This is a genomic window from Amycolatopsis sp. 2-15, from assembly GCF_030285625.1.
Taxonomy (GTDB): domain Bacteria; phylum Actinomycetota; class Actinomycetes; order Mycobacteriales; family Pseudonocardiaceae; genus Amycolatopsis; species Amycolatopsis carbonis.
On record NZ_CP127294.1, the window covers coordinates 6576944 to 6601885 of the forward strand.

General features: G+C 71.1%; 19 protein-coding genes. 8 read left to right on the top strand and 11 right to left on the bottom strand.

The genetic code is table 11. The features are described 5' to 3' along the window. Positions 1-248 precede the first annotated feature (248 nt). On the top strand, positions 249-1028 hold the full coding sequence (locus QRX50_RS32585) for a hypothetical protein (protein ID WP_285966941.1): 780 nt from the start codon (positions 249-251) through the stop codon (positions 1026-1028). A 134-nt stretch (positions 1029-1162) separates the two neighbouring features. On the opposite strand, the gene QRX50_RS32590 is transcribed toward QRX50_RS32585, so the two are convergent. From QRX50_RS32590 to QRX50_RS32600, 3 genes are all read right to left on the bottom strand, one after another. Beyond that, positions 1163-2371, bottom strand: coding sequence for an RNA polymerase sigma factor (locus QRX50_RS32590; protein WP_434533164.1), 1209 nt, complete (start codon positions 2369-2371; stop codon positions 1163-1165). Positions 2372-2382: 11 nt separating this feature from the next. After that, a complete protein-coding gene (locus tag QRX50_RS32595; RefSeq protein WP_285966942.1) occupies positions 2383-2730 on the bottom strand; it encodes a YciI family protein in 348 nt (115 codons plus the stop codon). Positions 2731-2855: 125 nt separating this feature from the next. Next, the gene (locus tag QRX50_RS32600; RefSeq protein WP_434533165.1) at positions 2856-4967 is read right to left on the bottom strand and encodes a pectate lyase-like domain-containing protein; all 2112 of its coding nucleotides are present in this window, start codon (positions 4965-4967) and stop codon (positions 2856-2858) included. A gap of 455 nt (positions 4968-5422) precedes the next feature. Here QRX50_RS32600 and QRX50_RS32605 point away from each other — a divergent pair, with 455 nt between their 5' ends. The 4 genes from QRX50_RS32605 to QRX50_RS32620 all read left to right on the top strand — a co-directional run bounded on the left by QRX50_RS32605 (position 5423) and on the right by QRX50_RS32620 (position 9325). After that, on the top strand, positions 5423-6043 hold the full coding sequence (locus QRX50_RS32605) for a hypothetical protein (RefSeq protein WP_285966943.1): 621 nt from the start codon (positions 5423-5425) through the stop codon (positions 6041-6043). A gap of 181 nt (positions 6044-6224) precedes the next feature. Further along, a complete protein-coding gene (locus QRX50_RS32610; RefSeq protein ID WP_285966944.1) occupies positions 6225-7451 on the top strand; it encodes a serine hydrolase domain-containing protein in 1227 nt (408 codons plus the stop codon). A gap of 18 nt (positions 7452-7469) precedes the next feature. After that, complete coding sequence (locus QRX50_RS32615) at positions 7470-8450, top strand: KAP family P-loop NTPase fold protein (RefSeq protein WP_285966945.1); 981 nt, start codon at positions 7470-7472, stop codon at positions 8448-8450. Next, the gene (locus QRX50_RS32620) at positions 8432-9325 is read left to right on the top strand and encodes a response regulator (RefSeq protein ID WP_285966946.1); all 894 of its coding nucleotides are present in this window, start codon (positions 8432-8434) and stop codon (positions 9323-9325) included. Before QRX50_RS32615 ends, QRX50_RS32620 begins: the two co-directional genes overlap by 19 nt. Positions 9326-9379: 54 nt before the next feature. Here QRX50_RS32620 and helR read toward each other — a convergent pair whose 3' ends face one another. Then, positions 9380-11599 (bottom strand): RNA polymerase recycling motor ATPase HelR, encoded by a 2220-nt coding sequence (gene helR / locus QRX50_RS32625; protein WP_285966947.1) that lies wholly within the window; start codon positions 11597-11599, stop codon positions 9380-9382. 324 nt (positions 11600-11923) lie between these two features. Here helR and QRX50_RS32630 point away from each other — a divergent pair, with 324 nt between their 5' ends. Further along, entirely contained in the window at positions 11924-12910 is a 987-nt protein-coding gene (locus QRX50_RS32630; protein WP_285966948.1) for a DUF6528 family protein, read from the top strand. Positions 12911-12927: 17 nt separating this feature from the next. Here QRX50_RS32630 and QRX50_RS32635 read toward each other — a convergent pair whose 3' ends face one another. From QRX50_RS32635 to QRX50_RS32665, 7 genes are all read right to left on the bottom strand, one after another. Beyond that, positions 12928-13452 (bottom strand): ATP-binding protein, encoded by a 525-nt coding sequence (locus QRX50_RS32635; RefSeq protein ID WP_285966949.1) that lies wholly within the window; start codon positions 13450-13452, stop codon positions 12928-12930. Positions 13453-13484: 32 nt separating this feature from the next. Then, a complete protein-coding gene (locus QRX50_RS32640; RefSeq protein WP_285966950.1) occupies positions 13485-16064 on the bottom strand; it encodes an AAA family ATPase in 2580 nt (859 codons plus the stop codon). Beyond that, complete coding sequence (locus QRX50_RS32645) at positions 16061-16672, bottom strand: hypothetical protein (RefSeq protein ID WP_285966951.1); 612 nt, start codon at positions 16670-16672, stop codon at positions 16061-16063. Before QRX50_RS32645 ends, QRX50_RS32640 begins: the two co-directional genes overlap by 4 nt. Positions 16673-16697: 25 nt before the next feature. Further along, positions 16698-17660 (bottom strand): hypothetical protein, encoded by a 963-nt coding sequence (locus QRX50_RS32650; RefSeq protein ID WP_285966952.1) that lies wholly within the window; start codon positions 17658-17660, stop codon positions 16698-16700. 133 nt (positions 17661-17793) lie between these two features. Next, the gene (locus tag QRX50_RS32655) at positions 17794-18297 is read right to left on the bottom strand and encodes a DUF4365 domain-containing protein (RefSeq protein WP_285966953.1); all 504 of its coding nucleotides are present in this window, start codon (positions 18295-18297) and stop codon (positions 17794-17796) included. 220 nt (positions 18298-18517) lie between these two features. Beyond that, entirely contained in the window at positions 18518-19903 is a 1386-nt protein-coding gene (locus QRX50_RS32660) for a KamA family radical SAM protein (RefSeq protein WP_285966954.1), read from the bottom strand. A 135-nt stretch (positions 19904-20038) separates the two neighbouring features. After that, complete coding sequence (locus tag QRX50_RS32665) at positions 20039-21457, bottom strand: FAD-binding oxidoreductase (RefSeq protein WP_285966955.1); 1419 nt, start codon at positions 21455-21457, stop codon at positions 20039-20041. 213 nt (positions 21458-21670) lie between these two features. Between QRX50_RS32665 and QRX50_RS32670 the strand changes: the two genes are divergently transcribed. Continuing rightward, entirely contained in the window at positions 21671-23287 is a 1617-nt protein-coding gene (locus QRX50_RS32670; RefSeq protein WP_285966956.1) for an amidohydrolase, read from the top strand. Between the two features lie 10 nt (positions 23288-23297). Continuing rightward, positions 23298-24923, top strand: a complete 1626-nt coding sequence (gene lnt / locus QRX50_RS32675) for an apolipoprotein N-acyltransferase (protein WP_285966957.1) — start codon at positions 23298-23300, stop codon at positions 24921-24923. The last annotated feature ends 19 nt before the right edge of the window (positions 24924-24942 follow it).

Consider the following 24942-nt stretch of genomic DNA (forward strand, 5'->3'; position numbering starts at 1 on the left):
CGCACTGGGACATTGGTCACCACCCGGAAGGGAGCGGATGCCATGAACGGGCACGAGAAGGACGGACAGCGGCCGCACGAGGCCTTGACCCGCGACGCGGACAAGCGCGCCCGCTACGCGGCCGACACTACTTCCAGGAGTCGCTCGAGCACCTGCGCGCCCTCACCGGCGACGTCGGACGCTTCGCGAGCGGCCACGGCCTGCTGCTCAAACCCGACGCGATCGCCGCCCGCCGCATCATGTCCACAATGGACTGGCTGGCGGAGAACGGCTTCCGCGTCGTCGGCGCCCGCCGCGCGCGGCTCACCCCGGTGACCCTGCGGGCGCTGTGGTACTTCCAGTGGAACACGGCCACCCCGCAGCTGCGCCGCATCGCCGACCACTGCGCCGGCTGCACCGACTCGCTGCTGCTGGTCGCCGCCCCCGCCGGGGACCAGGGCCCGCTCGCGGACCTGCCCGTGCCGGTCCGGTTGACCGAGCTCGTCGGCCCCGGCGACCCCGCCGTCCGCGAACCGGGCCGCCTGCGCACCGAACTCGGCCGCTACGCGCTGCTCAACGTCCTCCACCCCGCCGGCGACCCCGCCGACGTGGTGCGCGACCTCGGCATCGACTGCACCCCCGACGCCCGCGCCGAGCTCGTCGAACAGGTCCTCGCCGGCGCCGACCGCCAGGCCCTCGTGCGCGACCTCGCCCGCGACGTCTACGCCGACAGCCCCGCCCACGACCTCTCCGTCCCCGCCGCGAAAACCCGCCTGCGCCGCGAAGCCGAACGCCTCCTCGCCGGCCGCACCCTCACACCCGCCGCCGACGCGGCCCTGGCCCCGGCGTTGACGACCGGCGGCGACGAGGCCATCCGCACCATCGTCGAGGCCACCTGGGCCCACCAACTGGCGCTGCCGACGTGGGACATCACGGTCGCGGCGGCCGACCTGTACCCGATGACGGTGCCGGGCGCCCGCCCGCTCGTGGCCCCGATGACGGCGGCGGCCTGGCGCCGAGCCGCCCTGCACGCGGTCCGCCACGCGTAGCGGTCCGCAGGCGTGCTCCCGCCGGACGAAGTGGTCATTCCGGCTCGCGCTGCCGGAGCTCGGCGCTCGGCGCTCCGGCCTCCCTTGTACCTGCGCCGACCACAGTCAGCGTTGGCGGGGCAGTCCGCGGCGGGCTATTCCTCGACGAGGGTGGCTCGCTTGCCTGCCAGCAGGGCTCGTTCGGCGGCGTTCTCCGCGAGCTCCACCGCCCGGTCGTAGGCGGCCACCGCCTCGCCGCGCCGGCCCGCGCGCGCCAGCAGGTCGGCCCGCACAGCGTGCAGCAGGTGGTAGCCGTCCAGATCCACGGAGTCCACCAGCGCCAGCGCCGCCTCCGGCCCGTCGACCTCCGCGACGGCGACCGCGCGGTGCAGCGCCACCACCGGGGTCGGCGTCAAAAGCAGCAAGTGGTCATAGAGTCGCACGATCTGGCGCCAGTCAGTCTCCCCGGCGGTGGCCGCGTCGCTGTGGACGGCGTTGATCGCGGCCTGCAGCTGGTAGGGCCCGGGCCGGTCACGGCGCAGGCAGCGGCGCACGAGGTCCTGCCCCTCGGAAACCAGGGCCCGATCCCACCGGCCCCGGTCCTGGTCGGGCAGCAGCACGACCGCGCCGCCGGGACCCGTGCGAGCCGGACGGCGCGATTCGACCAGCAGCATCAGCGCCAGCAACCCCAGCACCTCAGGCTCGTCGGGCATCAGCGAAGCCAGTACCCGGCCCAGCCGGATCGCCTCGGCCGCGAGGTCGGGGCGGCCCAGCGAGGGACCGGACGTCGCCGTGTGGCCCTCGGTGAAGATCAGGTACACCACGGCCAGCACGGCACCGAGGCGGCCGGGCAGGTCGGCGTCGGCGGGGACGCGGTACGGGATGCCGGCGTCGCGGATCTTGGCTTTCGCGCGGGAGATGCGCTGCGCCATCGTGGGTTCCGGCACGAGGAACGCGTGTGCGATCTCGCCCGTCGTCAGACCGCCGAGCAACCGCAGGGTGAGCGCGACCCGGGCGTGCGGGGCGAGGGCCGGGTGGCAGCAGGTGAAGATGAGGCGGAGCCGTTCGTCACGCACGGGGCCCTCCTCGAGCGGTTCCGGGCCGGCGTGCAGAAGGGCGGCTTGCGCGTGCCGGTCGGCGCGCGAGGCCTCGCGGCGCAGGCGATCCAGTGCCCGGCGACGAGCCGTGGTCACGAGCCAGCCCGCGGGGCTCGGCGGCAGTCCGTCGGCCGGCCAGCGGCTCGCGGCCACCGCGAAGGCCTCCTGCACCGCTTCCTCGGCGACGTCGACGTCCCCGAACACCTTCACCAGCACCGCCACGGTCCGCCCGTACTCCGCGCGGAACACCCGGTCCAGAGCGTCCACAGTGGACACGCTCAGGCCTCGCCCTGGAACGGCCGGACCTCCACCGGCAGCGTGGTGATCTCGGCGATCCGCCCGGCCCAGCCGAGCGCGGCGTCGAGGTCCGGCGCGCGCACGATCGTGAACCCGCCCAGGTGCTCCTTGCCCTCGGTGAACGGGCCGTCGGTCATGAGCACGTCACCGTCCTCGGCCCGCACGACCGTCGCCGAGCCGGGGGCGTGCAGGCCGCCGGAGAACACCCACGCGCCGGCGGCCTTCAACTCGGCGTTGAGCGCGTCCAGCCGATCCACGATCGTGTCGAGCTGTTCGGCCGGCGGCGTGGGTCCGTCGGGCTGGTAGACGCTGAGCAGGTACTGCTTCATGGCTCGATCCTTCCCTCTCGTCACCCGTTACACGAACGGCCGAAGGGCACTTCGACACTCGCACACGAAGAGGGCTCTTCGCCGGAGCGACGCCGGCGAAGAGCCCTCGTTCCCGTCGCGCGCCGCTACGGGTAGCTGACCACGTTCACCGGCACCGTGCCGGACGGAGTCGCCGCGCCGGTCTCGTTGACGACGTGCGTGATGCTGCCCCGGGTGTTCAGCGACACCGTGAGCAGGCTGTGCAACCGCACGCCGGGCGTGTTCGGCACCTCGAACGCGTGGTAGCTCGACACGGCGGGGTTGGGGTCGAAGAAGCAGTAGCTGCCCAGTCCCCACGCCTCGTGCGAGGTCACATTCGCCGCGACCTTGTAGGCCGCGTACCCGGCAACGCCCGAGGGCGCGTTCCACGACGCCTGGTCCGGCACGTCGTAGGGCATCTCGTTCTGGAAGAAGATCGTCCGTCCGCGCTGGCCGTTCCAGATCACCTGGTACTTCTGGTAGTGCTCCACGAACAGGCCGGTCGCGAGCACGTCGTCACCGTTGACCAGCAGGCCGGTGTCGGCGGTGTTGGTGGTCCAGCCGACCGTGCCGGGGTTGCCGTGGTCGGCGCGCCAGGCCCACGTGTGGTCGATGATCGTGTCGTCGCTGTTCACGACCAGGCTCGTGGTGGCCTTGCCCGCGACCTCACCGCCGACGCGGAAGAACACGTCCTGCAGCGTCGTCGGGTCCGCCGCGTGGTCGACGTGCGACCCGGCCGTGCCGACGGTCAGCAACGACTGTGAGTTCGTGGTGCCGGCGTCGAACAGCAGGCCCTTCACCCGCACACCGTTGACGTCCGCGACGTGCATGGCGTCGACCCCGTTGTCGGGGACCAGCGTCGGGTAGCCGATGCCGAGCACGACGGTGTCCGCGCGCGTGACGTTCAGCGTCTGGTCGAGGTGGTACACGCCGGGGGTGAAGAACAGGTTGCAGCCGGCGGCCAGCGAGCTGTTGACCGACGCCGCGGTGTCACCAGGCTTGACCACGCGGAACTGGCTCATCGGCAGCGACGTCCCCGGCGTGGAGCCGCCGGCCCAGCTCGGGCCCGACGCGTTGGTGCGCAGGGCGGGCAGGAACACGCGGTAGTTCGCGCCGTCGAGGTAGAGGTAGGGCACATCGCGCGAGACGGGCGTGGTGGCCAGCGTCGTCTCGGGCGGGTTCGGGAACGTGTTCGCCGGTGCACCGGTGGTGCCCGAGAAGACCATGTTCCACACACCGCCGTCCCAGCTGCCGAACGCCGAATCGCGCGTGTACCACTGCTGCTGCGAGATCGACGCGGTCTGCCCGGACACGCGGGTGTCGGCCATGTAGCCGCCGCTGGCGAAGCCAAAGCTGGCCGGGTAGAGCTGCAGCCCACCGTGGATGTCCATCCGGCGGAACGGCGCGGCCTGCGCCACGGCCCACCGGTCGTTGCCACCCGACGGGTTCACGGCCATGTTCTCGGCCGAGCGCCAGAAGTTCTGCAGCGCCACCCCCTGGTCGGAGGCGTTGAACGCGTCGACGGTGACGTCGCCGTTGATCGTCACGTCGTCGGGGTCGCGCCCGAGGCCGGCGACGGAGGTGTAGAAGCCGACGTCGTCGTGCACCGCATAGGTGCCGGGCTTGAACAGGTGCGCCACGCGGCGGTCGGCGAACTGGGCGGTCTGCGTGTCCTTCTGGGCGTTGAAGTCGGCGTCGAGCTGCGCCTGGATCGACACGGCGGACATGCTCGGGTCGAAGATCCGCACGTTGGGGCCGAAGTCGGGCACGTCGGGCTGCGCCGGGCAGCCGGCCTGCGTGCCGCCACCCTGGGTGAACGTGAAGTGCGGGGTGTCGAACTGAGGCCCGTTCTTCTCGTAGGTGAACCAGTAGTCGAGCACGCTGCCGCTGCCGAGCCCGCCGACGGTGGTGCGCCAGGTGCCGCCGCCCTCGCTCATGCGCACGTTCTGCTGCCCGGCGCCGGGCCCGCCGGTGTAGTGCACGTCGACGTAGCGCGCCGGGCTTACCGGGGTGAAGGTGAGCTGCACCTGCTGTGCACCGGCCGCCGCCACGGCCTGCGTGTAGTCGCCGGCGGCCGAGGCCGGGGGAGCGGCGACCAGCCCGGCTCCCGCCAGCAGCGCGGCGGTGGCGAGCGCCCTGCGCCATCGCGCGCCGTGGGATCGGGGACTGCGGGACCGAAGGCTGGGGGATCGAAGGCTGCGGTCCGAGGTCCGGTTCACGCCGTGACACCTCCGTCGGTGATTCACAGACACAGATTTGTTGTAAGTCACAACAAAGTAGCCGCCGGTCGGCGACCCGCGCGTCACGCCTTGGTAACAGTTGTCTGGACCAATCCTTTAACGCGAGCCATCCGGGAATGGCGGTGTGGAATTTCCCCTTATCCCCCGTCGTCGCGGCGGTGTATGCGCTGGCCGGGAACTCCGCCACGGCCGGCGCGCCCCGATGGCCGGTTCGATGTGACCTCCGGCAGCAACGGCTCGTGTGGGGGTTCGTATCTCTGCACCGCCGGCGGGCTACGACGGCCCGACCGGTCTCGGCACGCCGAACGGCACCGCCGCTTTCTGACCCGGGTGCGCCGTGAAATTCGCGGCGTTGTGACCCGCCGCGCCCAGGGGGAGGGTGAGAGGACCGGTGGCGTCACCGGGGCGCCGCCACGACCGGCGGGAGGTGGATCGTGTTCGCTCGCACCACGACGATCCAGCTGAAGCCGGCGTCGCTGGAGGACGCGGTTGCGCACGTGCGCGACATCGTCATGCCCGCGGCGCTGGCCACCGAGGGCAACGTGGGACTGTCGATGCTCGTAGGCCGCGAGGACAGCCGCACGATCGTGACCACGGCGTGGCGCTCGGCCGAGTTCATGCGCGAGAGCGCGCAGGCCATGACCGTGTTGCGGGAGCAGGTCGCGGAGATGTTCGGTGGGCCGCCGCAGGTGGAGGAGTGGGAGATCGCGCTGCTGCACCGTGATCACCATTCCGGTGCCGGCGCGGCGGTGCGGGGCACGTGGCTGAAGGTGGCGCCCGAGCAGGTGGACGCCGTAATCGACGTGTTCAAGATGACCACGCTGCCAGGGCTGGCCGAGTTCGACGGGTTCTGCAGCGCGAGCCTGCTGGTGGACCGCACGAGCGGCCGGTGCGTGGCCTCGATCGGCTACGACAGCGCCGAGGCGCTCGGCCGCACCGCCGAGAAGGCCAATTCGTTGCGCGCGGCCACCCTGGCCGCAGCGGGCGCCGAACGGCTCGACGTCCGCGAGTTCGACCTCGCCATCGCGCACCTGAACGTGCCCGAGATGGCGTGAGCGGTGTCCGGGCCGCCGGCGCGCGGGGAAGCGCACCGCTGGCCCGGCCCGTAATTCACCGCCGGGGGCGTGGACGCGCGGAATGCGCACCGGGGGAAGAGGGAACGATTCTCCGCCGTGCCGATTTCCGGGCGACGAAGAAACGTTAGGGCCGCGCATTTCCCGCGGTTACCGTGGTGCGATGGTGATCTCCCGGCGCGCGATTCTCGCCCAAGCCACCCTCGCCGCGGCGGGCGGTCCCGTGTGGACAGCCGCCCCCGCCACAGCCACCGGGCGCCCCCGCGTCGAGGACTCGCTGCGCGCGGCGATCCGGCGGCTGCACGAAAGCCCCCACGGACCGCCGGCGGTCGTCGTCGCTATCGGCCGCGGGCCGGGCACTTCCCTCTACACGGCCGGAGTTCCCCAGCTCGGTGCCCGCCGCGACCCACGCGCGGGTGACCGCATGCGGGTCGCGAGCGTGGCCAAGGCGTTCAGCGGCGCGACGGCGCTGTCCCTCGTGAGCAGCGGCCGGCTGTCGCTCGACACCACGGTGGGCCGGACGGCGCGCGGGATGCCCCGCGAGTGGTCGGCCGTGACGTTGCGCCAGCTGCTCGGGCACACCAGCGGCATTCCCGATTTCAGCGGCACCACCGAGTTCCGCGACACGCTGGTCGCGGATCTGCACGATCCGCCGCCGCCGCAGGAATTGCTGTCGTACGCCACCGATCCCGATTTGCTGTTCCGCCCGGGCAGCCGCTACGAGTATTCGAACTCCGACAACATCCTCGTCGCGCTGATGTGCGAGGCCGCCACCGGCCGGCGGTACGAGGACGTGCTCCGGCAGCGCGTGTTGCAGCCGCTGGGCCTGCGCGATACGAGCCTCCCGCGTGGTCCGGACCTGCCCGAACCGGCGCTGCACGGCTACGACACCACCGTCGCGGGCCCGCCCGAAGACGTGACGAGCGCCGTCGCGGCCGGCTGGAGCTGGGCCTCCGGCGGCATGGTGTCCGCCCCGGCCGACCTCGTGCGCTTCATCCGCGGCTACGTCGGCGGCGACCTGATCGACCACAAGACCCGCGACGCCCGGTTCCGGTCCGCCCGGGTGGCTCCGAACCCTCCGGCCCGGGCACGAACGCAGCCGGCCTGGCCCTCTTCCGCTACGACACCCGCTACGGCCGCGTCTACGGCCACACCGGCAACACCCTCGGCTACACCCAGTTTCACCGCCGCCACCCCGGACGGCCGCGGCGGCGTGGCGGTGTCCATCACGGCCCAGATCACCCGACGACCGGGCCGCCGCTGTTCGGGCAGCTGCGGGAGGTCTTCGAGCTGGCCGTCGGAGTGCTGCTGGCGGATCGGTAACGGCCGGACGCGCGCCGGTCGGGTATTCGCTGCCGGCCGGCCTGTTGGTGGTACGGCGGCCAGGTGATGGTCTAGAACAGACGCCATGGCCACGCCCGCGTTCGACGCCTACGGCTACAGCCTCGACGCGCACGGCCCGGGCGTCGACCGGTTCGTGGTGCTCAACGACGCGCCGCTGCGCGAAGGCGACGGCGCCGACCTGCTGGAGACGACCCGGGTCGCGCGCGGCCTCGCCGACCTCATCGTCGCATCGCGCGACGCCGCGCCGTTCGCGCTCGCCGTGGATGCCGCCTGGGGCATGGGCAAGAGCAGCCTGATGCGCGAACTGGAGTCGACGCTGGCCGCCGAGCCGGCGGTAGCGGTGGTGTGGTTCAACGCGTGGACGTCGGGGCAGGCCAGCGCGCTCGAAGGCCTGATCAAGTCCGTGCTACTGCGCTTCGATCGCAACCTCGTGCGGCGGGCCGTGCGGTCGATCCAGCGGCGGACCCACCTGCTGGGGGTGCTGCGTGCGGCCGCGCTGGTGTCGGGCAGCGTGTTCGGCCTCGGCCGGCTGGTCGACGAGATCTGGCGGGCGCTCTCGCTCGATGCCCGGTCCCGCAACCAGATGAAGGGTGTGCTGCGCGACTTGTTCGCGGCCTGGTTGGCCAAGGGTGCGCAAGCGGGCGACCGCCGCCTGTTGGTGGTGTTCGTCGACGACCTCGACCGCTGTGCGGCCGAGCGCATCGTCGAGGTGTGCGAAGCGACCAAGCTGTACCTCGACGTGCCGGGTGTCGTGTTCGTGCTGGCCTGCGACCAGGCGGTGCTGTGGAAGGCCGTGCAAGGCGCGGCGGCCGACGACGAGCCGGCGGGCGCGGTCGAGTACCTGGAGAAGATCATCCAGATCAACTACCGGATTCCGCCGCCGAGCACCGCGTCGGCGCTGCGGCTCGTCGACGGTTACCTGGAGATGTCGCGAACCGCGGGCCTGTTCGACGAGTCGATGAAGAGCGTGATCATCGAACGTTCCGGCGGAACCCGCGGCGGATCAAGCGGCTCATCAACAGTTTCGTGCTGGAGTACCACCTGAACCGGTCGTGGGACGAGCTCGGCGTCGCCAACCTCGTCCGGGTCGTGCTGCTGCAGCACTTCTACCCGGCCTTCTACGGCATTCTGGTCAACCCGCGTGAGGCGGACCCGATCCGGGACTTCCTGCGCTACCACGAGTTCCGCGCGCAGGTCCGGCACGGCGACGCCGAGGATCGCCACGACTGGCGGGAACTGTTCACGGACAAGCGACTCCGGCCGCCCGACCCCGCACAGCGGTCGCTCACGGAGTCGCTTGCCGAGCTGGAACGCGAGCTGCCGGCCCAGTTCCCGTTGCTGGTCGCGGACCGCGACTTCGTCGCGCTGCTCGAAAGCCTCGACGGGCCCGTCAATTCGGACCGGTTCCGGCCGCTCCTGCGCAAGCCGCTGACCGGTGGCCCCGCGCTGTCCCCGCCGGAGCCGGCGTACTTGGCGCCGTGGTCACAACCGCGGCAACCCCTGACGGCGACCGGCGACGACGTCGATCTCGCCGGCTTGCGAGTGCTGTGGATCGACGACAACCCGGTCAGCAACCGCCGGGTGATCGAGCGGCTGTCGAACGCCGGGGCCGCCGTGACGACCGCGACGGACCGCACCTCGGATTTCGCCGCGGCACTGCGTGATGGTGAACCCGACGTCGTCCTCTCCGACTTCACCCGCGACGGCGACCCATTCAGGGGCGTCGACGACCTGGCCTACATCCGCGAGCGCGGCCTCTACCACGGGCCGGTGATCTTCTGCTCCGGTCAGCGGCTCCCGCAACTACTGCGCCGCGTCGAAGAGCCGGGTGCGATCGGCCCGACCAACGACGAGAACGAGATCGTCCGCTGGGTGGCGCGCATCGCGGCGCCGAAGGCCGCGCCACGTCCACCTGGCTAGCCGGTGGGCCACACCAGGTGATGGCGCGGCCCACCGGACCGGGCTGATCATCGGTTACGGCTGACGTCCTGCCGTAGCCGGCGCCGCCAGTTCGGTGAGTCCCGTCAGCGCCACCGGCAACGGGCCGCGGTGCAGGACGCCGAGGCGCTGCGTCGCGCGGGTGAGCGCCACATACAGCTCGGCGGCGCCGCGGGGGCCGTCGTCGAGGATGCGGTCCGGGTCGACGACCAGGACGGAGTCGAACTCCAGCCCCTTCGTCTCCGCGGCCGGCACCGCGCCGGGCACGTCCGCGGGCCCGATGACGACGCTGGTGCCCTCGCGCCCGGCCTCCTCCCGCGCGAACTCCTCCACCGCGGCGGGCAGTTCGGCCTCGGTGACGGGCCGGGACCACGGCTGGACCCCGTTGGCGCGCACCGACTCCGGTGGCCGGATCCCCGGGGCGAACCCGGCGAGCACCGCGGCCGCGACGCTCATGATCTCCGCCGGCGTGCGGTAGTTGACCGTGAGGGAGCGGTACACCCAGCGGTCGCTCACGTAGCGCTCCAGCATCGAGGCCCACGACGTCGCCCCGGCTGCCGAGCGGCGTTGCGCGAGGTCGCCGACGACGGTGAAGGAGCGGCCCGGGCAGCGGCGCATCAGCACGCGCCAGTCCATTTCGGACAGTTCCTGGGCCTCGTCGACCACCACGTGGCGGTAGGTCCAGTCGCGGTCGGCGGCGGCGCGTTCGACGAGGTCGCGGGTGTCGCGTTCGGTGAACCGGTCGGCGAGGTCCTCGGCGTAGAGCAGGTCCTTGGCGAGCAGGCCGACGTCGTCGTTGAGGTCCTCGCGTTCGATGAGCGAGTCGAGCACGTTGGCAGCGTAGGCGGCCTGGGTCCTGCGCTCCCGCTCGGCGGCCTGCTCGGCCCGGGCGTCGGCGGCCTTGTCGCGGCCCAGCAGGTCGACGAGCTCGTCGAGCAGCGGCACGTCCGACACCGTCCAGGCCTCGCCGTCTTCACGCAGCAGCGCCGCGTCGGCGCCGGCCGCGCGCAGCCGCTCCGGTGACTCGTAGAGCGACGCCAGCAGGCCTTGCGGCGTGAGGATGGGCCACAGCTCGTCGACGGCGGCGACGAACCGCGGGTTGCCGGCGAGGTCCTTGACGAGGGTGCGCTTGAGGTCGTCACGTTCCTCGCGGTCGTCGCGGCCCAGCCAGCCGCGGCCGATGCGGTTGATCGCTCGCTCGGTGAGCACGTAGGTGACGATCTCGGTGAACACGTCGCGGGCCTCGTTGTGCGGCAGCCCGCTCGCGCGCGCCTCTTCGACGGCCCACTGCGCGGTCTCGGCGTCGATGCGCACGGTGACGTCGCCGACCGTGATCGGCACCGGCTCCTCCGGCGTCCGCTGCCGGTCGGCGATCGCGGCGGCCAGCACGTCGAGGATCTTCAGCTCACCCTTCAGCCGCGCCGCCTCCGGCCCATCCTCGGCGGTCACGTGCAGGCCGGGCACGAAACCGCCGGTGGTCGTGAACACCACGTCCGTCTCGCCCAGCGACGGCAGCACGCGCCCGATGTGGTTCAGGAACGCCGGGTTCGGCCCGACGACCAGCGCGCCGTGGCGTTCCATCCGCTCGCGCTGCGTGTAGAGCAGGTAGGCGACGCGGTGCAGCGCCACCACGGTCTTCCCGGTGCCCGGGCCGCCCTCGATCACCAGCACGCCGGGATGGTCGAGCCGGATGATCTCGTCCTGCTCGGCCTGGATCGTCGCCACGATGTCGCGCATGCCCTCGCCGCGCGGCGCGTTGACGGCCGCCAGCAGCGCCGCGTCGTCGGCGTCGGCGTCACTGTGCTCGCCGGAGGCAGGCCGGCCGAGCACCTCGTCGGTGAACTCGATGACCCGCCGCCCGCGCGTGTGGAACTGGCGCCGCCGGCGCACGTTCTCCGGGTTCGCCCCGGTCGCGGTGTAGAACGGGCGCGCCGCGGGCGCCCGCCAGTCGAGCAGCACGGGCCGGTACTCGTCCTCCTCGTCGAACAACCCGATGCGGCCGATGTAGGACACGTCGGCGTCGAGCGCGTCCAGGCGGCCGAAGCACAGGCCGTTGTCCACCACGTCCAGCCTTCGCACCTCCCTGCCCAGCGCGCGCACGCGGACGTCGCGCTCCATGGGCGTCCCGCCGTTTTCCCCCAGCGCCGCCTCGTACTCGCCCTTCACCCGCGCCCGTTCCCCGTCGAGCCGCGTGTAAAGCCCGGCGACGTACGCGCGCTCGGACTGCAATTCCTGTTCGTACCCCTCGGCCGACACAGATCCCCTTCACCATTTCTGCCGCGTTTTCGCAGGTCGCAGCTTCAGGATCGCGATTGTGCGGCATGACCCGGGTCTTGCCGCAAGCCCCGGGCTGCGTTATAAGTTGATAGTGGCGGGGGGAGTGTGTTTTCCTTCCCGCCGTCCCCCGGCCTCGAGATCTCACTCGTACAGGTGAGCCGGACCTTCCTCTTCGTGTTCATGCCGTGTTCGCGCACGCGGCGACACCACTTCTTCCCGCGATGATCGGGTGGGTTTGTCACACCCATCTCGGCGATCGCGTCGCCTTCTGGCGTGCTGGTCGCGGCGAACCCAGGAGGACGGATGCGCAGATTCTCGGCGGTGGCGGCGATGGTGGAAACCGCGGTGGCCGTCGTGGCACTGGTGGCCGCGGTCCCGTCGGTGGCCGACGCCGCACCCGCGGGATCGGGCACCCCGATCGTGATCACCGAGCAGGGCTTCGACCAGATCGACATCCTCGACGCGACCGACGCCGCCTTCGGCGCGGCCAAGACGCTGTGGACGTGGAAACCGACGGCGGCCAACGGCTTCGCGGACCTGACCACCGCGTGGGGACTGCCCGACGAGGCCCAGCTGCGCCACCTCGGCACCCAGCAGTACCTGCTCACCACCGACTCCTACGGCCTGGCCGCGGTCGTGTCCTACCCGCAGGGCACCGGCTCCTACTGGGCCGCGAACGTCGGCGCTTCGAACAACCCGCACAGCGCCGAGCTGCTGCCCGACGGGAACGTCGCGGTGACCGCCAGCAACGGCGGTTTCGTCCGCGTCTACACCGCTTCGCAGGGCAACCGCTCCACCACCTACGCCCAGTTCGACCTGCCCGGCGCCCACGGCGTCTACTACGACCCCACCACGCGCCTGCTCTGGGCCGTCGGCAACGGCGACCTCGTCGGACTCGACGTCGCCGGCACCCCGGCGGCCCCGACGCTGGGCAAGGTCGTGGACACGCCCCTGCCCGCCGGCCCCACCTCCTACGGCCACGACGTCTACCCGGTCCGCGGCAACGCCGACCGCCTGTGGGTCACCACCGTCGCTGGCGTGTTCCAGTACTCGCTCTCGGCCCACACGTTCACCAAGGACTTCGCCGGCCAGGCCACCATCGACCGCCCCGACGTCAAGAGCATCGGCGACGCCCCGGTCACCGGGCAGGTCGTGACCTCGGCCATCCAGCCGGGCAACGCCTGCCCCTGGTGCACCGACACGGTGGACCTGTACCGGCCGCAGCACGCTCTGGAGCTGCACGGTGGGCAGATCTACAAGGCGCGGTGGTGGCTGGATCCGCGTCCGTGACCCGAGCCTGACGGGACTCAGAGGTTGTCGGGCGCGCGACGTGCACGCTCGACAACCTCGTCCTCGGTCAGCGGTCCGTCGTGGTGGCTGAGGCAGAGGGGTACGTCGATCCGGACATAAGCGGTTCCCTCGCCAGCGGCGTAGAAGCTGCCGCGGCTGAGGGAACCGGGCTCACCGATGATCGAGTTCCGCGCGGCTGCCATCGCCTTGACGGCCTCCACCTGGGCGGCCGCCGTGACCCTGCCGACGAACTGGTTGGCCGTGTTCCCCAACGCCTGGTTGTGGATTCCCTTCGGCGCTTGGGACGCGAGCACGATTCCCAGACCATACTTCCGGACCTGACGGATCAGGTCCACCGTGCTGTCAGTGCTGGGGTTGGACGCACCGGACGGCACGAAATTCTGCGCCTCGTCGAGAATCAGCAGGCCGCCCAGCGTGCCGCCCGTGGCGGGGTGTGCCTTGAACCACGAGAACAAGGCGGCCTGCAGGCGGTTGACGAACTGTGTCGGTGCGTCGCCCGACAGCCCGGCGAAGCTGATCACCGAAACCCGAGCCCGGTTGCCCGGCGACGGCGTCAGGAGGACACCCGGGTCGACGGACCGGCCCGAGTCGTCGAGGAGCGGGTCCGTGTCGAGCGCGGCTTCGAGGGTGTGTCCGCCATACTGTCGGCCAGCTTGCGGGTCCGCGCGTTCACCATGTCACTCGGCGGTTCGGCAAGCAGTTCCACGAGGCCCCTCAAGTTTCGTCCGCCCTCACGGGCGTAGTGGACGAGGGCGCGGCGCAGGACGCCCCGCTGCTGGGTGGCCCGGGCAGAGGCGCCGCGGATGCCGACGTGCGGTGCGAGGGTGTTCACCGTCGAGGTGAGCAGCCCTCTGAAGTCGTCCGCGTCGTCGAGGACCGGACCGAAGTCGGGCAGGGGGTTGAAGAACAGCGGATGGCCACGGATGAGGCCCGGTGTCCACACGACCACCTCGGTGCTGGAGAAGTACCGCTCCGCTTCGGCAGCCTGGCCTTCGTGCCACGCCGGCGGCGATGTCGGCCAGGGATCGCCGAGCCGGGCGAGATCGTCGTTCGGATCAAGGACGATGCTCGAAACGCCGCGCAGCGCACACTGCTCCACGATCCGCTTCAGCAGCACGGTCTTCCCCGAACCGGCAGCGCCGATCACCACTGTGTGCATCCGGAGCTGCTCCAGAGAAGCGTCGAAGAACCGACCACCTCGCCGGCTCGTGCCGAACGTGATGGTCGGCGCGAAGTCCTCGGCATGCCGAGAAGCTGACTCCTCGAGAGGCTCCTCCGGATTCATTGTGCCGCCGGGATCGCCGAGATACTGGTGCAGTTGGGCGACGAGCGAGGAGAACACCTCGGTCCGGGAGGCGGGCCGTGTCCGTCGCAGCCATCCGCCGAAGCCCGGCATGCCCTCGTCGAGCATCCGCCGCAATGCCGCCAACGTCCGCAGATCGTCACCGCTGATCGGGACGGACCGGCCCCCTCGGGCTTCGAAATCGGCCTTGATTTCCCCGGTCTTGCGGCCCGATGGATAGCGGGTGTTGCGCAACAGCGACAGGTGCCGGCTCACCACACCTGGCTCGAGCCCGGCCTCGGTCATCGCGTTGCGCATCTGCGACTGCGCGGAGAGAGCGTTGCCTGTGGCTACGCCACGGAAGGACCACCGGACGTCGTTCTCGATTGCCTCGTCGAGGACGAGCCGCAACTGTGCGTGCAGCGCGGCCCTGCGCCCGAAGCCGGCCTCGACCACAAACCGGGATTCGTCCACCGCGAATTCGGTCATCAAGCACTTGAGCCCCGCGCTCACCAGGCCAGGCATGAGCCGGTCTTCGGTTGCCTTGTCGAGCGGCATCTCCGGATCCGCCTCGCTCCGCAGCGCCTCGAACCGCTCGGTAAGCGCTTCGTCTCCGGAACGGTCCTCGCTGACCGATGCGATGCTGACCGTAGTGGCGGCCGCCTTCGTGTCACTCAGCGTGGTCAGTTCGACCACGTGCCCGGAATCCAGGCAGGACTTGACGTGCTGGGCCACCCGTTGCAGGAGCCGGCGGACCGTATAGCGCCGCGGCGCTTCCGCGAGTGCGGTCGTGGTGATTGGGAAAGTCGGGCACGGCGGGGTGAACCCAGTCGACGCGTAGGTCTCGCGCAGACGGCTCGCGACGATCGCGGCGGCCGTTGCATTGTCCGGGATCGCCCCGAGTTCCGGAAGGAGATCGAACCGGTCCAGCGCCGAGCCCATGGCCGCTTGAGAGATCTTGTGCCAGGTGTCCGGCTGGCAGGCGACAACCATCAGCGTGCGGCGGGTCTCTTCCCGAAGGTCCATCAGCCCGTCGGCGATGTCCCCGCTCAGGCGCCTGGCGGCCCGGCGCTCGCCCGACGAAGGCGTGGTGAGCGACGAACTCTCGGACACGGCCACGAGGTTGTCGAGCTGGTCAAACGCGAAGACCAACGGGCCGACGAGGGCGAACAGCCGGGTCAGATCGCGCAGCACACGCTGGGCCGGGGTCGCGCCGGAAGGCAAACCCCACACGGCGCGCTGGCCCAGCTCGTCATCGTTGAGCGCAAAGTACGAGGTGCCGGCCGCCACGGCATCGTCCCGTGCGGCAGCGACCAGTGCCAGCGCGCGAGCGGTGTCGCGAGCCTCGTTGCCCACTTGCCGGTCCAGCCGGCGGATCCCACCGATGAAGGTGTCGAGGTCGGCAGGCGTCACGTCGCGTTCGCCAGTGACGGCGCCACACGTCGCGTCATCGAGCCCCGCCGCTCGCGAAAGTTCGCGCAGCAGGTGCAGCAGTTGCTCCTGTCCTCCCTCGTCTTTGCGGTAGAGGCTGTCGACCAGGCTGCCCGTGGCGCTGCGCCAGAAGTCGTGGCCGTTCACGAGCTTGATGTAGAAGAAGAACCCGCCTCGGCTCTGGATCTCCTCACGGGTCCAGCTGAGCAGGTGGGTCTTCCCGGCCCCGGTTTCGCCCTGGATCACGGCCGCGGTCGGAGCGCGATCGTCGCTGACTACGGCCATCGCCGCGAGGAGCCGCCGTGATACGTGGGGGTGGAGGCTTTCGACATGGTATGGCGAGACCGAGTCCCACACCTCGTCCTGCGTCGGCGCCGTGCCGAGGTGCAGCCGGCTGAGGGCTTCCAGCTCCCCGTTCACTCTGCCTCGATCTTCAGCAGGTGACGTGCCTGTCCTCCGATGTCAACCGCTGCGTCGTTCTCCTCGTCGGTCAGCGACTTCCGGTTCAGTTCGGCCATCAGCCGCACGTCGGGCTGCTCGATCATCCGATCGAGCTCGGCATCGACCACCTCCCTTGGGATGTTTTCGAGCCAGGGGCGGACCGTCGATAGCTTGACCCAGCTCCCCGGCGGTCGGCGCACCGTCAGCTCCGTGTACACCGCGCGGATCCAGCCCTCGAGATCGGGCTTGAAGAACTCGCCGAACTTGATGTCCGATCGCGCGAGGAATTGCCCGACGGTCTCCATCGCGGCGTAGAGGGCGCCCGCGGGGAACTTCGCACCGTCCGGGCGGCCGGCCGCGAGCGCCGACTCACACCAGCTTCGGCCCTCTGCCGTGAGCCGATGAGTGTTGACCGCCCCGCGCTTCGTGGTCGAAATGAGTTCGACTTCCTGATTGGCCCGCGCGCGGACGGCCGCGGTGATCTCGAGGCCGGCGAGGTCGCGCAGCTCCCGGTTCGTCACCGGCCGCGCCACCATCATCAGCGTGAACAGCGAAACCTGGTCGCGTACGGTCATCTCGGTTGCCACGGTCGTCCTCCGGATTCGGATCGGTTCAGATCTCGAGGTCCCGGCCGGGTACCAGCTCCACCCGGCCGGTCGTGCTGGACAGTTCGCCGGACACGCTGACCTGGCGGTGCTCGCGATGAGCGGCGATCGCGCGGTCGTAGGTGTTCTGGTCGGGCAGACGGACCCAAACCGATTTCCGGGGTGACTGGCGGTCGTGTTCGGTTCGCAGGGTGCCGGCCACCTTGATGCGCCACCGGTCGCCGCCGGCATCGTCGTCGTGCAGCCCGCTGATGGTCCCGGCGACCGAGGCCGGGCCGGACGCGTTGAGTCCGCGCAACCTGGCTGCCGCCGCCTTCAACAGTGGTTCCGCGTGAGCGGGGAATGCCAGCGCCGACGTCGGTGCGTCGTGAGGCCGAGCGCGAGCCCACCGGAACGTGACTTCGAACGGTTCGCCGCCGGAACCGGACAGGCCGCTCAACGCGGTGCACAGATCGGCTGAGACGCCGGCGGTGACGGCTTCGTCGAAGGCGGCCGGCCGGTCGGTCAGCACGGCGGTCTGGGCCGCCGCGACAGCTTCGTGGAGTTGTACGAGCACCATTCGCCCGTCAAACTGCTCCTCCGGCGTTGCCCGGGCCGTCGCGTTCGCCGCCAACCGGACTTCGATGACGTAGCTGCCCGCCCTGGCAGGCCCGAGTTCCGCGGCCCGCACGAGATCACCGACTGCGGCAGGTGACCGCCCGGCGAACGCAAAGTGCGGTCCCTGCAGCGCTGTCCGGGCCGCCGTCGCGAGAAGGTCACGTACGCCCTTCACCGCCTGAAGACCGGATTCCAGTGAGGTATAACCGGAGTCGTGTTCGGCCGGGAAGGTGCGGAAGAGCTGCTTGTCCAGGTCGGGACGGGAGATTTCCTGCGTGACGTCGGGTATCGGGCGGTCTTCCACCTCCGCCAGGCACCTGAGGATCTCGCGGACCCTGCGTTCGCCGTCGCCCATGCCGTCGCGGATGGGCACTGATACCTCGAAGTCGTCGGGGTGGTGCCAGGTGCTCGTTCCCCGCAGGTCGTGCGGATCCTGTTCTTCCCAGCCCGTCTGGGCGAGGTAGCTGATGATGTCGGCGACGTTCAGCGGCGTTGGCACCTGTGGCTCACCAGACCGATCGAGTCTCGGTGAGCCGGCGCAGCGTGGTGGCGGTCAGCACGTTGGCGGTGGGAACCTTGACCGGGCGTTTCTTGTGCTTGTCGGGGTTCGCGATCGGCTGTTCGGCGTGCAGGGAGACGAAGTAGCCGAGGTGGCGTAACAGCACGCCCTCCGTCAGGGACGCGGCGTAGGAGGCACTGTCGGACGGGACGCAGATCACGAAGAGGAACCGGGGGATCGAGAAGTCGGGTCCGGCGAGCTTGTTGAATTGCCATTCGCTGAGGCCACGGTAGATCAAGTTCCCCGACGATTGCCGCGGGGCCGACCATGTCTTGATCTGTGCCTCGATGGTGGGCGAGAAGACTTTTCCGTACTGCCCGGTGGCACGGAATCCGAGATCGATACCGTCGACGTCGAGATCTTCTTTCAGCACGAGCAACCCGGCGGCCGAGGCGAGCACCCGGACGTAGTCCTCTCCGAACTTGCCCTGGTGCTGCTTGGCATCGAGCATGTCGTTGCCCTCCCCGAGCGTGAACGTGCCGCGTGGGGGAGCGTATTGGCGGTGCCGGGGTCTGTCTGTACGGCAACGTGTTGATTCACCGGTCGGCATTCGTCGCCGTCGATGACGCGCAAGGGCGCAGACGTGTGATTTTTCAGGTGGTTTCCGAGAAACCAGGTGAGTCCCGATTTCGGGCGGTCAGGGCTCACCTGGTTCCGAGAACGTGGAGAACTCAGCCGTTCTGCTCAGCCCACCACTTCCGCCCGCTCTCCGGCAGCGTGGAAATCGGGTCGTAGTACGGATACTGCCGCTGCAACGCTTCCGGGTCCGCGTGCTCGATGCCGGTGCGGTAGTTCTTCGTCCAGTAGGAGATGCCGCGCTCGCGGTCGTAGTCGGCGAGCTGGTGGACCCAGCGCTTGCCGACGTAGGGCACGTCGCACACGATGCGCGGGGTCGCATACCCCGGCAGGTAGCCCATGATCGCGTGCTGCAGTTCCTGGGCTTCCCACACGGCGACGCGCCAGTGTTCGGCGTTGGGGATCATGTCGCACATGTAGAAGTAGTACGGCAGGATGTTCGCCTCGCCCTGCAGGGCGAGGCACAGGTCCAGCAGTGCGGCGGGGGTGGCGTTGACGCCGCGCATGAGCACGCCCTGGTTGCGCACGTCGCGCACGCCGACCTCCAACGCCGTCCGCGCGGCTTCGGCGACCAGGGGCGTCACGGACTGCGCGTGGTTGACGTGCGTGTGGATGGCGAGGTTCACCCCACGCCGCTGGGCGGTGACGGCGACGCGCTCGAGGCCTTCGGTCACCTTCGGCTGCAGCCAGTGCTGCGGCAGCGCCGCGAGTGCCTTGGTGGCGAGGCGGATGTCGCGGACGGTCTCGATGTCCATCAGGCGCATGAGGAACGACTCGAGCTGCGGCCACGGCACGTTGGCCACATCCCCGCCGGAGACCACGACGTCACGCACGCCCGGGGTGCGCTTGAGGTAGTCGATCATCGCGTCCTGGCGGTCGACCGGCTTGAGCGTGAGCTTGTGCTTCTCGACCTGCTCGGTCGAGTTCCCGACGAGGTCCATGCGCGTGCAGTGCCCGCAGTACTGGGGGCACGTCGAGATCATCTCCGCGAGCACCTTGGTCGGGTACCGGTGCGTGAGGCCCTCGGCGACCCACATCTCCGCCTCGTGCAGCGAGTCGCGCTCCGAGTGCGGGTGGCTGGGCCACGCGAGGTCGCGGTCGCTGCGCACGGGCAGCATGTAGCGGCGGATCGGGTCGGCGTAGAACGCCTCGGTGACCTTCACCGGGTCGCTGCCGGCGGAGGCGGCCATCGTGTTGAGCATCTGCGGGGGCAGCAGCATCGACATCGTGGCCATTTCCCGCTGGTCGGCGAGCAGGTCCTCGTAGAACCGCTCCTCGAGCAGATCACCCATCAGCGCGCGCAGCTGCTTGACATTGCGCACGCAATGCACCCGCTGCCACTGGGCGTCGCGCCACTCCGCGTCGGTCACGTCGTGCCAGCCGGGGAAGCGGCGCCAGTCCGGTTCCACCAGCTCGGTGCGGGCGTACTCGTACGGCTGGTCGTGGGCGGCAGGCGGCACAGGTTCCTGGATCGCAGTCATCTGTACTCCAGTCATTCGTGCTTCAATTCGTCGGGAACGCGTTAAATTATCCTGCCATAACGTTCTCACGACGTAAATCTTCTTGCACGGTGACTGTTCGTGCCGCAGCGGTCGAGGCCGCTGCGGCACGCGTTCTCAGGCGGCCGGACGGATGTTGTGGTTCACGCGGAACAGGTTGCCCGGGTCGTAGACGTGCTTCACCGCGGCGAGCCGGTCGTAGCGCTCCGGCCCGTAGATCGCGCGCACCGCGGCGGCCGACGAGCCCTCGTCGACCGAGAGGAAGTTCGGCGACTGCCGCTCGGCCGACCACGGCTCCAGCGCACCGACAACGTTGTCGAGGGCCACGCGCAGCTGCCCGGCGCGTTCGGGGCCGCCGACGCCGAGCGCGAACAGCAGAAACGGCACCCCGCGCACGGGCACCGCGTTCGGCGCCGCGGGCTCGCGGTCCAGCGCGCCGCCCAGGGCACGCAGCTCGACACCCAGCAGCGGACAGTCCGAGTCCGGTCCGGTGAGCTCGACGAGCGTGTCGATCGTCTCGGCGGTGACCTCGCGCAGGCTGGTGGTGCGGTCGTAGTACGGGAGCGGGTCGGCCGGGTCGAGGTGGATCTCGCCGATCGCGCTGAACGGCTTGTCCTCCACCAGGTCCAGCAGCACCGGGGCGACGTCGCGCAGTGGCGCGAGGAGCCGTTCGGCGTCGGCGGGCGAGCCGAGGTGGGCGAAGCGCAGGTGCACCACGAACGCGCCGCGCAGCACGTCGGGTAGTTCGGGTACCGGCGGCAGCCGCTGCACCATCACCGACGTCGTGGCCTCCTCCGGCAGCAGCGGCACCCACTGGCGCCACGCGTGCAGCACCGCGGCGAGGTCCTCGCCCGCGTAGTAGAGGCCGCCGCCGTAGAAGCGGGTCACGGGGAACAGGTCGAATTCGAGCGCGGTGACCACGCCGAAGTTGCCCTTGCCGCCGCGCAGCGCCCAGAACAGGTCGCGCTCGGTCTCGGCCGTCACGGTCCGGTGCGCGCCGTCGGCGGTCACGACTTCGATGAGCCGCACGTGGTCGGCGGCGTAGCCGCGGGTCCGCCCGATCACGGGGCTGAGGCCGCCGCCGAGCGTGTAGCCGACGACGCCGACGCCCGGCGCGGACCCGGCCAGCGGTGCCAGCCCGTGCTCGGCGGCGGCGTCGAGGACCTGCTGCCAGCGGGCACCGGCCTCGACGCGGGCGGTGCGCCGGCGCGGGTCGACGGTCACGCCGGTCATTCCGCTCGTGGTGATCAGCACCGCGCCGTGCGCCGGAACCGCGACCTGGTGAGCCGTGGCCTTGATCGCTACGGGCAGTGATCGGCGCCGCGCGAACCGGACGGCGTTCTGCACGTCGGCTGCCGACGCCGCGGCGACGACGAGCGCGGGTTCGAGCGGGTTGTTGAAGTTGAAGGCGGCGCACTCGGCGGCGTACCCGTGCTCGCCCGGCAGCAGCACCTCGCCTTCGGTCACGGCGACGAGGTCGGTGATGTCTTCGGCCTGGATGAGCCCGGTCACCGGGCTCGCGACGATCTGGTGCATCGAAGTCCCCTGTCTCCCGCCCGGCCGGTCACCCGCACCGCGCGTCCCCTTCGGCGGCCACCTGGCGGCGGCGCTCCCTCACGGACCAAGCACGTGCCGATCCGCCTGCCCGTTCAGGTGACCTGGCTCATAGGGGCGAAATCGTGTTCACGCGGAGTGAGGAAAACCGACCCCGGGCGGTCGGCGGACGGGACGCGGGGGAGACTCGACACCGTGACGAACGACAGCACGACGCTCCTGCTCGGCGGCAGGATCTACACCCCGTCTTCCCCCGACGCGACGGCGCTCGCCGTCTCCGGCGGCACCGTGGTCTGGGTGGGCCAGGACGCCCCCGCCCGCGCGCTGCACCCGGACGCGATGGTGGTCGACCTCGACGGCGCGTTCGTCGCCCCCGCGTTCGTCGACGCCCACGTGCACGCCACCGCCACCGGCCTGCACCTGACCGGTCTCGACCTCACACGCGTGCGCGGCGCCGGCGAGCTGCTGGCCGCCGTCCGCACCACCGTCGCCACCGCCCCGGGCCGGGTGCTGCTCGCGCACGGCTGGGACGAGTCGGCCTGGACCGACCCGCGCCTGCCCAGCCGCGCCGAGCTCGACGCCGCCGCCGGCCCGACGCCGGTGTACCTCAGCCGCGTCGACGTGCACTCCGCGCTCGTGTCCACCGCGTTGATCGACCTCGCCCCCGAAGCCCGCGTCGGCGAAGGCTTCTCCGCCGACGGACCGCTCACCCGCGACGCCCACCACAAGGTCCGCGCGGCCGCGCGCGCCGCGATCACCCCGCAGCAGCGCACCGCAGCGCAGCGCGCGTTCCTCGCCGAGGCCGCCGCGCGCGGGATCGTCGGCGTGCACGAGTGCGGCGGCCCGGACATCGCCGGCCAGGACGACTTCACGGGACTGCTCACCCTCGCCGCCGAACCCGGCCTGCCCGAGGTCGTCGGCTACTGGGGCGAGCTCGGCGGCCTCGACACCGCCCGCACCCTCGGTGCGCACGGCGTGGCCGGCGACCTGTTCGTCGACGGCGCGCTCGGCTCCCACACCGCCGCGCTGAGCAGCCCGTACGCCGACGAGCCGGGCACCTCCGGCGCCCTCTACGCCGACGCCGCCGGCATCGGCGAGCACCTCGCCGCGTGCACCGAGGCCGGGCTGCAGGCCGGGTTCCACGTGATCGGCGACGCGGCCGTCGCGGAGGTCGTCGAAGGCTTCCGGCTCGCCGAGAAGGAGGTGGGCCAGCGCGCGCTCGCCGCCCGCCACCACCGGCTCGAGCACCTGGAGATGGTCACCGCCGACCAAGCCCGCGCCCTCGCCGGCTGGGGAGTGGTCGCCTCGGCGCAGCCGCTGTTCGACGACGCCTGGGGCGGCGACGCGGGCATGTACGCCGAGCGCCTCGGCACCGACCGCGCCGCCGGGCTCAACCCGTTCGCCGCCCTGGCCGCCGAGGGGGTGGTGCTCGCCTTCGGCTCCGACTCCCCGGTGACGGCACTCGACCCGTGGGCCGCCGTCCGCGCGGCCGTGCACCACCACACTCCGGCCGCCCGGCTCTCGGCGCGCGCCGCCTTCACCGCCCACACCCGTGCGGGCCATCGCGCCGCCGGCGTCAACGACGGGGTGACCGGCAGCCTCGTGCCCGGTGCGCCGGCGCACTACGCGATCTGGGACGCGACCGACCTCGTCGTCGCCACGGCCGACAGCCGCGTGCAGCGCTGGTCCACCGATCCGCGCTCCGGGGTGCCGCCGCTGCCGCGCCTCGACCCGGGCGCGCCGCTGCCGAAGTGCCTGCGGACGGTGCGCGGGGGCACGGTCATCTACGACCAGTTCACCTCCGCCTCCTAGAGTTCGGGGCGTGGCAGTGACTGTCGCGGACCCCGAACCGGGCGCTCCGCACGAAACGACCTCCAAGCGGCGGAAACGACCGCGGTTCTCCCGCGCGTGGCTGGTCCGGCTCGTCGCCGCCGGCGCCACGGGCTACCTGTACTACCTCAGCTTCGCGCCGAGACCGCTGTGGTGGCTCGCGCCGATCGCGTTCGCCGGCTTCGCGCTCGTCCTTCGTGGACGGTCGCTGCGCGGCGCGTTCGGCTACGGCTTCGTCTACGGCGTGGCGTTCTTCCTCGCGTTGCTGGTGTGGCTGCAGGACTTCCTCGGCCGCGAGTTCGGGCCGTGGCCGTGGCTGGGCCTGTCGTGCGCGCTGTCGCTCTACTTCGGACTCGCCGGGGTCTTGATCCGCGTCGTGTCCCGGCTGCCGCTCGCGCCGCTGTGGGGGGCGCTGGTGTTCGTCGCGCTGGAGACGCCGCGGGCGTGGTTCCCGCTCGGCGGCTTCCCGTGGGGCCGCGTCGCGTTCAGCCAGCCCGAAGGTGCGTACCTGTCGCTGGCCTCGGTGGGCGGCGCGCCGCTCGTCGGGCTCGCCGTGGTGCTCAGCGGCTTCGGACTCGCCGCCCTGGCCGCCCGCTGGTGGGAACAGCGCAAGCTGCGTGACCGCCGGCTCATCGCGCCCCTGGTGCTCACGTTCCTGCCGGTCGTCGCCGGGCTCGCCGTGTGGCCGACGGTCGCCACCGGCGCACAGGACGGCTCGCTGACCGTTGCCGCCGTGCAGGGCAACGCGCCCGACATCGGCATCGCGCTCGAAGGGCAGCGGGACGTGCTGCGCCAGAACCACCTCGCCGAGAGCGCGAAGCTGCTCGGGCAGATCCAAGCGGGCAAGGTGCCCAAGCCCGACCTGCTCGTGTGGCCCGAGACCGCCACCGCGGTCGACGGCGACGACCCGGCCGTGGACCAGATGGTGAACTCCTACGGGGTGCCCGCCATCATCGGCGCGCTCTACCGGCTGCCCGACGGCACCGCCCAGAACTCCGCGATCGTGTGGGACCCGAAGACCGGGCAGGGCCAGCGCTACGCCAAGCAGCAGCTCGTGCCCTTCGGCGAGTACGTGCCCGCCCGCGACATCGCGCGGCTGGTCACCCCGTTCGTCGACGACACCGCCGACATGCGCACGGGCGACGGCAGCAACGCGGCCCTGTCGGTCGCGGGCACCAAGGTCGGCGTGTTCATCTGCTACGAGACCGCGTTCGACTACCCCGCGCGCGAAGCGACCGCCGACGGCGGCGAACTGCTCGTCGTGCCCACCAACAACGCGTGGTACGGGCCGGGGGAGATGAGCTACCAGCAGCTGGCGATGTCGCGGCTGCGCGCGGTCGAGCACAGCCGGGCTGTTGTGGTCTCCGCGACGTCCGGCGTGAGCGCCCTGGTGGCCCCGGACGGGACGATCACCAGCTCAACCGGCCTTTTCACCGCAGACGCCCTGGTCGGCCGCATGCCGTTGCGGACGCAGACTACGCTGTCGGATCGACTCGGTGCGTGGACGGAGTACGGACTGCTGGCACTGGCGATCGCCGGTGTCGCCGGCGGGTTCGTACTCCGTTTTCGCACTCGGCGCGCGAGCGCCGGCACGACATCAGGGGACGCGGCGGGCTGAACCGCCGGATTCGGAGGAG